Genomic DNA, 10,277 nt, shown 5'->3' on the forward strand with positions numbered 1-10,277 from the left:
TGCGACGTCCTCTCCCTCTACAACGACAAGCGTCAACGGCGCGCACGGTGTGACAAGAAAATGATTCAAAAAATCAGTGCGGCCTCTCGACGGCGGCCACCGCGGCACCCCAGCCTGCGCAGAGCCCCCAGGATCGCTCGTGCCGGGCGCCATCCTGGACGATGGTCCGATGGAGAATGCTTGGTGGGTCGCACGCCGCTTGCTGGTGCGGGAGCCAGGCGTCCAGCGACAAGAATCACGTCCCGCCAGGGACGGGATTGTGACGATGGTTACTCATCGCGAGCGATCGTAACCCCGTAGATGGGTGTGAGTACCCATCCCACCTACCGTCTAGTAACTCCGGTGCGGGCGGGGTATCCGTCGTCATGGAGTCGCAAACATTTGCCGGTACATGTTGGCTTCAGCTTCCGGCATGGTCGCAAGTAGTGGTCGCATCGTATAATTTCCATGCATTTTTCCGTCGCGTATAAACATCCAGTCCGATATTTCGGTCTTGCCGAGCGAGTATTGTTGGCCCATCGTCACGTTGGAAACGATACCGGGTTCGTTATCAATGGTTCCGGTAAATCTGTTATTGGAAAAACTGACTCCGGTGAGCCAAAAGTGTTCGGTTACACCACCGTCCTCGATCGGAGCTTTGACGGCGTAATGCTCAGACCGCTCAGATATGAGGTCGGAGATGAACGCATCAACCTCTGAGATAGCTCGGTCCGTCGCGGAGGCCATTTCGGCCTCGTCGTACCCGCCTACGACGAGAGTCTCCGGGTTTGACTTGCAGCCAGTGACTGAAAATGCAATGGCGAGGCACGAAAGCAAAGCAGTTGGTTTCATTCAAGTACGTCGGGTAGAGGGATTCCAGTCGAACAGCCAGACGTTACTCGTAACGGTCGAACTCGTCGCCATGACTTCGGCTGCTGATCCCCAGCCGGGGCGGTATTCTCCAACCGCCCATAGCGGTGAAGCGACAGCCACGGCCACCCGCCGTCATCGAACCAACGAGGGTGCGTCGAGACCCACCGGCAGCGGAGTCGCTTCCCAACTCATGGCGAGTCGGGACGCGCCGCCATATCTACCAAGGGGTGCTGGTCTACCTGGCTGCGGCCGACTCCCGGAATAAGAACCCGAGAGGCGTTTCCGGCGATAGCCCGTCGAGGAGATGGCCGCCAGAGCTAAGAAAGTCGTCGTGGTCGACGGCTCGGGGACCGGAGTCACCCGCACCAGCGACGTCAGGGCGAAGGTCACGAAAGTTCCCCCATCGACGGGGCGGGAGAATCCGAGGTTGAGGATGGCGCGTTGAGTGAAGACTCCGAGGCTCGGCGCCAGCAGCGGCAGATCGAAGCTGTCAAAGGCCGTCCCGGTGGCGTCTTCCAGCCGAATATCCATGCGGAACAGCGACCAGTCTTTACCAAGGGCGTGATAGACCAAGGCCGGGTCGTGCGTTGAACCGAAGCTTGAGACGTTGTAGATGTCCGACCCCTGGGGGTTCACGTTATCGCCGACGCGGATGTCGGCGTCCGCCGTGCGGGCGATCAAGGCGCCGAACTCGTCGCGGAGGGTCCAGTCGGTGACCGCTCCATTGTAAAGGCCGCGAAGGGTCCCGGGCGCTTCGAGTGCGATCGACTCGAACGTGTATTCGCCGTGGTAGACAGCTTCTCCAGGGATCGATCCCCCCGAGCCAATCCTCACGGCGGTGTAAGAGAAAGTGATTGGTTCCGCAGCAAGCGTAGCGTTCAGCGCCGAGACACAGAGAAGGGCAAGTGATGGATGTCGCATTGGGATACACCCGGGTTGGGGAGAGCTATTCCTAGCGCGCTGGCGACCCACTGCCGGCTGGCGTGTCGCAGAGTAATCGGTCGGAGGGCGTGACTCAAACCGACGGCGGATCGGGGGTGTCATCAACTGACACACACCGAGGGAGCGTTAGAAGAGGATCACCGGCGCCGCCTCCGATTTCTCGCCGGTGGTCCGCACCAGCTTCAACGCCAGCGGCCGCCACTGCGGCGGCGTCTCGCAGCGCCAGAACCGGAAGAAGTACGGGCTGCGTTCGTTCTTGAGGGCGTCGTCGTGCTCGATCAGCACCCGCGCGTCGGCCAGCATCGCCGGGTCGCGACGGCTCACTTCGACGAACGTCGGCCGCGACACGAACGGCGATCGTATGACCGTCTCGTTGTCCCAGACCCACGACTCGTTCTCGCCGAGCTGGACCATCGAGACGTTCCGGAGCGACCGCGGCTGCCAAACCCGGACCGACGTCGCCTCGGGAACGACGGCGGCCCAATGCGGGTCGACCTGTTCGGCGGCGAAGAGCGAAGCGAACCCCTCGCGGCCGGCGCCCCCCGCCGATCCGACCGCTTTCGCGTCGACCGCCATGCCGCGGGCTTGCATGTACGAACGCAGCGCCTCGGGTTGGCCCGCGGCGATCGCGGCGACGGCGCCGGTGAGGGCGTCGAGCAGGTCGGCGCGGGAGTCGTCCGGAAGCGACTGGAACGAGGTGACCCGTCGGACCTCGGCAGCATCGCGGCCGGGTCCCGAGCCGGCGGCAAAGTCCAACGCCTCGCCAATCGCGGCCTTCGCCTCGCCGATCGGCCTGGCGGGCAAGTCCCTCCAATGGGACGTGAGCTGCTTATGGATCGTCGCCCGGGCGTTGGGGGGGCGCCGAACCGGTTCCTGCCGCGCGTACCAGAGGGCGACGTTCGCCACGACCACCAGCGCCACCAGCGCGAATCCGATCGCTTGCCTGCGGTTCATAACGACTCGGGTTCTTTGAAATCGATCGGGCGTTCTTAGAGAGCGAGCGGGGCGGGGGACCCGGTTTAGAACGCGCCGCCGTCCATGCGGTGGGCCCGGGCGCGGTGCGTTTCGGGCGTGATGTCGTACGCCACCTCGGTGACCGAGCCGTCGCACATCGCCATTTGCAGCGCCGCCGGGTGCGCGCTGCCGAAGGCGAAGATGTTAGCCGCGAAAGCCTCGTCGGTATCAGCCTGCGGCTGGTACTCGCCTTGCGAGAATGAGGCGGCGGGGTTCCACGCCACGCGGTGGTTGTCCCACTCGTAGCCGGCCCATGCGGTCTGGTTGTCACCCATCATTGACGGCCCGTTGGTGACGTTGACATCCTCATAGAGGCCCGGCGACAAGAACTTTTCGCCGATGAGATAGGTCTTACTCAGCCCATCGGTGATCTGGGCGGGGCGGACCTCGCTGCGGTAGTAGCTGACGCCGGTCTGGTAGTAGACCGAGTCGGGATCATTGGTCGGGGTCCAACGCGGCGTTTCGGTCTCGAGCGCTTCGTAGCTCGACGGGACCCACATGTTCGGTTCGCCGATGAAGTGCTCGGCCGCGCTGTAGAGCGCGTCGCCGCTGTTGGCGGCGTAGTCGACCTTTGTTAGACGCTTGTAGGGCACGACGCCGCGACCGGTTGTCGGTGTCCACGGGCCGTTGCCCGACGTCTTGAAAGGATAGACCGCCGCCGGCCGGCGGCTCGGGCAGTAGAAGACTTCGGGGGACGATTGCAGCAGCGTCAGATAGCCGGGCTCGAGCGGCTCGGCCGTCACGTCCTCGCCGGCGGCCGCGTCGCGGAGCGCCCCCAGCTCGAGGTACTCCAGCAGACTGAACGGCCATCCGCCCGGTTGCTCGGCGCCATAGCCACGGTCGGCGTCGGCGACGAAGTCGCCCGACCAACCGCCCGAGGGGAAGTACCCGTGCGTGTCGAGGTGCATCTGCGCAGCGAGGCCGAACTGTCGCAACTGATTCTTACACGTCGTACGCCGCGCCGCCTCGCGAGCCGATTGCACGGCGGGCAGCAGCAATTGAACTAGCACACCGATGATGCCAATGACCACCAGCAGTTCGACAAGCGTGAATCCGCGCGTGCGATGTGTCGAAGCCCATCGCCACGAATGTCGGTGACAGCCCCCGGAAGACTTGCCAGCTAACGTCATCGACGCACCTCGGCAGGTGACGGTTTGAAATCAGAGACGCTTGCAGCAGAGCAGGTCTCCTCGCACTTGATACCGCGCGTGCCGGCAATTGTCTAAATAAGTTCCAACGTCAGCGCCTTCCCAGGCAGAGCTTGCTTCAGCGCACGATCAATCGTGTCGCGAAGCCGCTCGCGGGTGGTGAAGGCGTCTCGAATGCTTGTGAGCGGCATGGCGCTAGCCACCGGTGAACCCTCGGGTGACATACCCCTCACCTTACCGGCGGCTAGCGCCGTGCCGCTCAGGGGTCGCAGCCGATCGCGTCCTAGATGTCGTAGTACAAGCAGAACTCGTACGGGTGGGGCCGGAGGTTGATCGCCTCCACCTCGTTCTTGCGCTTGTAGTTGATCCAGGTGCTGATCACGTCTTCGGTGAAGACGTCGCCGCGGAGGAGGAACTCGTTGTCCTTCTCCAGGGCGTCGAGCGCCTCGGCGAGCGAGCCGGGCGCCTTCGGCACGACGGCCAGCTCCTCGGGCTCAAGGTCGTAGATGTTCTTGTCGAGCGGTTCGCCCGGGTGGATCTTGTTCTGGATGCCATCGATGGCGGCCATCGTGATCGCGGCGAACGTCAGGTAGGGGTTCGAGCTAGGGTCGGGGCAGCGGAACTCGATCCGCTTCGCCTTGGGGCTCGGGCTGTACATCGGGATGCGGCACGCGGCCGAGCGGTTGCGCTGGCTGTAGGCGAGGTTGACGGGCGCCTCGTAGCCGGGGACCAGACGCTTGTAGCTGTTAGTCGTCGGGTTGCTGAAGGCGAGGATCGCGGGGGCGTGCTTGAGGATGCCGCCGATAGCGAAGATCGCCTCGTCCGATAGGCCCGCGTAGCCGCTGCCGGCGAAGAGGGGCTGGTCCCCTTTCCAGAAGGAGATGTGCGTGTGCATCCCCGAGCCGTTGTCGCCGAAGAGCGGCTTGGGCATGAACGTGGCGGTCTTGCCGTGTTGGAAGGCGACGTTCTTGATGATGTACTTGTAGAGGCAGACGTTGTCGCCCATCCGCACCAGCTCGTCGAATTTCATATCGATCTCGCACTGGCCGGCGGTGGCGACCTCGTGGTGCTGCGCCTCGATATCGATGCCGCTGTCGATCATCAGCTGCATCATCTCGTTGCGGAGGTCCATCAACTGGTCCGCCGGCGGGCAGGGGAAGTAGCCCTCCTTGTGCCGCAGCTTGTGGCCCAGGTTGGGCCGTTCGTCGGCGCCGCGGTTCCACTCCGCTTCGGAGCTGTCGATCGAGTAGAAGCCTTGCGACGGCGTCTGATCGAACCGCACGTCGTCAAAGACGAAAAACTCCGCCTCGGGGCCGATGTAGACCGTGTCCGCGATGCCGGTCGACTTCAGGTAGTTGACGGTCTTGCGGGCGACATTCCGCGGGTCGCGGGTGTAGTCCTCACGGGTGATCGGGTCCTGGATGTTGCAGATCAGGCAGATCGTCGGGAGCTTGGTGAATGGATCGACAAAGGTCGTGTCGGGGACCGGCATCAGGAGCATGTCGCTCTCGTTGATGGTCTGCCAGCCGCGGATGCTGGACCCGTCGAACCCGAGGCCGTCCTCGAAAGTCGCCTCGTCGAGCTTGCCGGCCGGGATGGTGAAATGCTGCCAGACCCCGGGGAAGTCCATGAAGCGAAGATCGACGGCCTTGATGTCCTTCTCACGGATCATCGCCAGCACTTCTTGAGGAGTCATCGACACACAGCCCTAGGGACGGGGGGAGAGACGCGGTGGGAATGCAATTTGCTTCCGTCGGGGCGACGGCTTCGTGCGGAGCCGCAACGTCCCAACGGGAGCGACCGACAAGACGCGATGCGGCGAGAGGCTGCCCGGCATTGATTCGGGGCCAAACCAGCAATCGCTGCTCAGACGATACCCCGTCAGGCGATCGGCAGGGAAGAGTCGCGGCCGCCGATTCCCCACCCGCCGCCGATTCCCCCACCGTTCGTCCCGCCCGGTCGCTCCAGCGGCGATGCCGTCATTCTGCGCTTGCCGAGCGCGCTGACTAGGCAGCGGGACGGTTCTCAAGGCCGCCGAACGCCAGGATAAAAGGGCGCCTGCACTGACGGTATCGAATTTGCTATTCTGCGCGAGCCTAGTGTGTGAGGCCCGTTGGTTTGGTCCTCGGGCGACGCCACGCGGTGGCGCCGGCCCGTCCTTCTGGGGATTGGATTGCGTCGCCTCATCGTCCCTCCCTTCTGCCGGTCTAGCGCTGAGCCAGCCGTCTCGAACCCTCCTCGCTGCTGGGGAGACCGTAGGTCGCCAAATCGGGCGCCAGACCCCTCGTACAAGGCCTTGAAGCTACGTGAGCACAGAAACCTCGAGCAACAACGGTTCGTCTTCGATCCGCCAGGCGGCTATCGCGAGCGCCCTCCGCTATCAATCTCCCGGCGCGCTGGAGTTCATCGAGAAGACGCCCGAGAGCGTCTTCGGCGAGAACGTCTTCAGCAAGTCGGTGATGAAGAAGCGGCTCCCCAAGCCGATCTACAAGTCCCTGATGCAGACCATCGACGCGGGCGAGAAGCTCGATTCGACGGTCGCCGACAACGTCGCCTCGGCGATGAAGGACTGGGCGGTTGAGAAGGGCGCCACGCACTACACGCACGTTTTCTACCCGCTGACGGGCGGCACCGCCGAGAAGCACGACAGCTTCATGGCGCCGAACGGCGAAGGCGGCACCATCGCCGCGTTCAGCGGCAAGGAGCTTTGCCAGGGCGAGCCCGACGGCTCGAGCTTCCCGACCGGCGGCATCCGCCAGACGCACGAGGCCCGTGGCTACACGATCTGGGACGTCACCAGCCCGGCCTACATCCTCGAGAACCCCAACGGGACGACGCTCTGCATCCCCACGGCGTTCGTCTCGTGGACCGGCGAAGCGCTCGATAAGAAGACCCCCGTGCTGCGGAGCATGCGGGCCCTCGACGAGCAGGCGCACCGGATCACGAAGCTGTTCGGCCACGACGCCAAGGCGTTCGTCGCCTCGACCGCCGGTCCCGAGCAGGAGTACTTCCTGATCGACAAGAGCTTCTTCTACGGCCGCCCCGACCTGCTGACGTCGGGCCGCACGCTGTTCGGCGCCGCGGCGCCGAAGGGCCAGGAGTTCGACGACCACTACTTCGGGGCGATCCCCGACCGCGTGCTGTCGTTCATGATGGACTCCGAGCGCGAGCTGTTCCGCCTCGGCGTGCCGATCAAGACGCGGCACAACGAGGTGGCTCCGGGTCAGTTCGAGCTCGCCCCGATGTTCGAGACGGCGAACGTCGCCACCGACCATCAGCAGCTCATCATGATGGTGCTGAAGAAGGTCGCTAAGAAGTACGGCCTCGAGTGCCTGACCCACGAGAAGCCGTTCGCCGGCCTCAACGGATCGGGCAAGCACGTCAACTGGTCGCTCGGCTCCAGCGAGCACGGCAACCTGCTCGACCCGGGCGACACGCCGCACGAGAACGCCCAGTTCTTGGTGTTCTGCGCCGCGGTCATCAAGGCCGTCTACAAGCACCAGGGCTTGTTGCGGGCGGTCGTCGCGTCGGCCGGCAACGACCACCGACTCGGCGCCAACGAGGCTCCCCCGGCGATCATCTCGATCTTCCTCGGCAGCCAGCTGGCCGACGTCTTCGAGCAGATCAAGATCGGCGGCGCCAAGTCGTCGATCCCCAAGGGGAAGCTCGAGGTGGGCGTCGACACACTGCCGCCGCTCGACAAGGACGCCGGCGACCGCAACCGCACCAGCCCGTTCGCGTTTACGGGCAACCGGTTCGAGTTCCGGGCCGTCGGGTCGAACTTCTCGATCGCCGGCCCGCTGGTGGCGATGAACACGATCGTCGCCGAGGCGCTCGATTACTGCGCGACGAAGCTCGAAGAGGCGGTAGGCGATGACCAGTCGAAGCTGCACGGCGCCGTTCAGTCGCTCCTAACGGAGATTATGAACGATTGTGGCGCGATCATCTTCAACGGCGACGGCTACTCGGAAGATTGGCACGTCGAAGCCGAGAAGCGCGGCTTGTTGAACCTCAAGTCGACCCCCGACGCGCTGCCGCAGCTGCTCGAGCCGGCCGTCAAGGAGATGTTCTCCAAGTATGGCGTCCTCAGCGAGCGTGAGCTGGAGAGCCGCTACGAGACGTACGTCGAGCAGTACTGCATGACGGTCCGCGTCGAGGCGAACCTCACCAAGAAGATCGCCCGGACGATGATCTTCCCGGCGGCCATCCGTTACCAGAGGGAGCTGGCGACCACGTGCGCCAACCTGAAGGCGGTCGGCTACGACTTCGACACGGTCACGCTCGACAAGGTGACGGGTCTGGTCAAGAACCTGCAGGACGCGATCGACGTGCTCGCCAAGGCCTCGGAGCACGACTGCGAGGACATGACCGAGTGCGTCAACGACGTGCTGCCGGCGATGCTCAAGGTCCGGGAGTACGCCGACAAGCTCGAGGCGATCGTCGCCGACGACATCTGGCCGCTGCCGACGTATCAAGAAATGCTGTTCATCAAGTGACGCCGTTCTTGAGCGTGTGACGGGGCCGTGGCCCCTCACAACCTATTTGAGAGCCGCGGCGGCCTTCTCGGGGGCCGCCGCGGTTTCTTTTTTGGGTCTTTTGCTCGAATGCGTGGGGACGCTGCCGCGGTCTGCCCGACCCAAGTTGCCCCGTGAGGCGACGGGCGTCACACTGCTGGTTGGTGATTACGACCCCTAGTCCCCCGGTCCGCCCGGATGAGCGAGCGAAAGCAGGGATTCTTGCCGACCAAGGCGACCTTCGAGCTGGGTGACCAGATCGGCTCGGGCACCGTCGGCGTTGTTTATCGGGCGACCAGCCCCGACCTGCCGGAGCCCGTCGCCGTCAAGTTGCTCAGCCCCAACGTGTCGGGCGACGCGGCGATCGTCGAGCGCTTCGAGCGCGAGATCGTCGTCATGGAGCGGCTCAATCACCCGCACATCGTCCGCAACTACGGCGGCGGACGGATCGATGGCCAGCTCTTCTACGCGATGCAGCTGCTCGATTGCGGCTCGCTGAAGGACCGCCTCCGACGCGGGCCGCTGCCGTGGCCCCAAGTGGCGGCCTACGGCGTGCAGATCGCGTCCGCTCTGCAGCACGCCCACAACCACGGGATCGTCCATCGCGACCTCAAGCCGAGCAACCTCTTTTACGACCGCGACGGGAACCTCGTGCTGGGCGACTTCGGCATTGCGCGGGACCTCACGGCCCAGGCCGACATCACGCAGCACGGGATGACGGTCGGCACGTTCAGCTACATGTCGCCCGAGCAGATCACGGCCGACGCCCGGATCGACGGCAAGGCGGACCTCTACTCGCTGGGGTGCGTGCTGTTCGAGATGCTCACGGCCAAGACCCCGTATCAAGGGGCGTCGTTCGCCCAGGTGTGGGACCAGCACCTGCACGCGCCGCCGGCGAGTGTCCGGGCCGCCCAGACCGAGGCGGGTGTGCCGGTCACGTGTCCCGAGTGGCTCGACGAGTTGATCCGCAAGCTGCTATCGAAAAAAGCGTACGAGCGGCCGTTCAACGCCCGTGCCGTCGAGGGCGTCTTGCTGCAGCACCTGCTCGACGAGTTTGGCGAAGAGGAGGCCAAAAAGCTGACCCGCCTCGACGGGCCGCACGCCCTGCCGAGAGGCGGCGACGAGAAACAGCGTACGTGGGTGATCTGGGTCGTGCTAGCAGCGCTCGTCGTGGGGCTGGCCTATGCCGCGGCGGGGGGCTCGTCCGACTCGCCAATCGAAACTCCCCCACAGGAGCAATCGGCCAAGCCGTGAACGACCCGACGAACGAGAAGCTCGGCCTACTTTGGCTCGATGAAGTCACTCGCGTCTGGCGACGCAATAAGGAGCACGCCGACGCGGCGATCACGCAGCTCTCCGAAGCCCAGCTCCGCCAGACCCTCGCCCCCGAGGTCAATTCTGTCGCGGTCGTGATGAAGCACGTGGCCGGTAACCTCCGGTCGCGGTGGAGCGGCTTTCTGACCACCGACGGCGAAAAGCCCGACCGCGGCCGTGACCGCGAGTTTGTCGACGACTACCCCAGCCGCGACGCGATGCTCGCCGACTGGGAAGACGGCTGGCGGGTGTTGTTCGAGGAGTTGGGCTCTCTGACGCCCGCAAGCACGCTGCGAACGGTCGAGATCCGCGGCTGCCAACTCAGCGTACCGGAGGCGATCCTCCGGTCGATTTCCCACTGCTCGTATCATATTGGGCAAATTGTCCAGACCGCCCGCGTCGTCGCCGGCGACGACTGGGTCACCCTGACGATCCCCCGCGGTGAGTCGGAATCGTTCAATCAAGAGCGGTGGGGTCGGGGCTGAGTCGCCTC

8 protein-coding genes are annotated in these 10,277 nt (G+C 64.6%); 3 read left to right on the plus strand and 5 right to left on the minus strand.

Features of this window, described 5'->3' with window-relative positions:
• Positions 1–363: 363 nt before the first annotated feature.
• The 5 genes from Pla108_RS17875 to glnA all read right to left on the minus strand — a co-directional run bounded on the left by Pla108_RS17875 (position 364) and on the right by glnA (position 5,652).
• Positions 364–831 carry a YegJ family protein gene (locus tag Pla108_RS17875; protein ID WP_146446343.1) on the minus strand — a complete coding sequence of 156 codons (468 nt, stop codon included), beginning with the start codon at positions 829–831 and terminating at the stop codon, positions 364–366.
• A 153-nt stretch (positions 832–984) separates the two neighbouring features.
• Entirely contained in the window at positions 985–1,773 is a 789-nt protein-coding gene (locus Pla108_RS17880; protein ID WP_146446344.1) for a hypothetical protein, read from the minus strand.
• A gap of 147 nt (positions 1,774–1,920) precedes the next feature.
• A complete protein-coding gene (locus Pla108_RS17885) occupies positions 1,921–2,748 on the minus strand; it encodes a hypothetical protein (RefSeq protein WP_146446345.1) in 828 nt (275 codons plus the stop codon).
• 65 nt (positions 2,749–2,813) lie between these two features.
• The gene (locus tag Pla108_RS17890; protein ID WP_146446346.1) at positions 2,814–3,938 is read right to left on the minus strand and encodes a DUF1559 family PulG-like putative transporter; all 1,125 of its coding nucleotides are present in this window, start codon (positions 3,936–3,938) and stop codon (positions 2,814–2,816) included.
• Between the two features lie 301 nt (positions 3,939–4,239).
• Positions 4,240–5,652 (minus strand): type I glutamate--ammonia ligase, encoded by a 1,413-nt coding sequence (gene glnA / locus Pla108_RS17895; RefSeq protein WP_146446347.1) that lies wholly within the window; start codon positions 5,650–5,652, stop codon positions 4,240–4,242.
• A gap of 610 nt (positions 5,653–6,262) precedes the next feature.
• On the opposite strand from glnA, the gene Pla108_RS17900 reads away from it, so the two are divergent.
• The 3 genes from Pla108_RS17900 to Pla108_RS17910 all read left to right on the plus strand — a co-directional run bounded on the left by Pla108_RS17900 (position 6,263) and on the right by Pla108_RS17910 (position 10,269).
• Positions 6,263–8,452, plus strand: a complete 2,190-nt coding sequence (locus tag Pla108_RS17900; protein WP_146446348.1) for a glutamine synthetase III family protein — start codon at positions 6,263–6,265, stop codon at positions 8,450–8,452.
• Positions 8,453–8,668: 216 nt separating this feature from the next.
• The gene (locus Pla108_RS17905; RefSeq protein ID WP_146446349.1) at positions 8,669–9,724 is read left to right on the plus strand and encodes a serine/threonine-protein kinase; all 1,056 of its coding nucleotides are present in this window, start codon (positions 8,669–8,671) and stop codon (positions 9,722–9,724) included.
• Positions 9,721–10,269, plus strand: a complete 549-nt coding sequence (locus tag Pla108_RS17910; protein WP_146446350.1) for a DUF1572 family protein — start codon at positions 9,721–9,723, stop codon at positions 10,267–10,269. The genes Pla108_RS17905 and Pla108_RS17910 overlap by 4 nt, the downstream gene beginning before the upstream one ends.
• The last annotated feature ends 8 nt before the right edge of the window (positions 10,270–10,277 follow it).

This window comes from Botrimarina colliarenosi (assembly GCF_007859955.1).
GTDB classification, from domain to species: domain Bacteria; phylum Planctomycetota; class Planctomycetia; order Pirellulales; family Lacipirellulaceae; genus Botrimarina; species Botrimarina colliarenosi.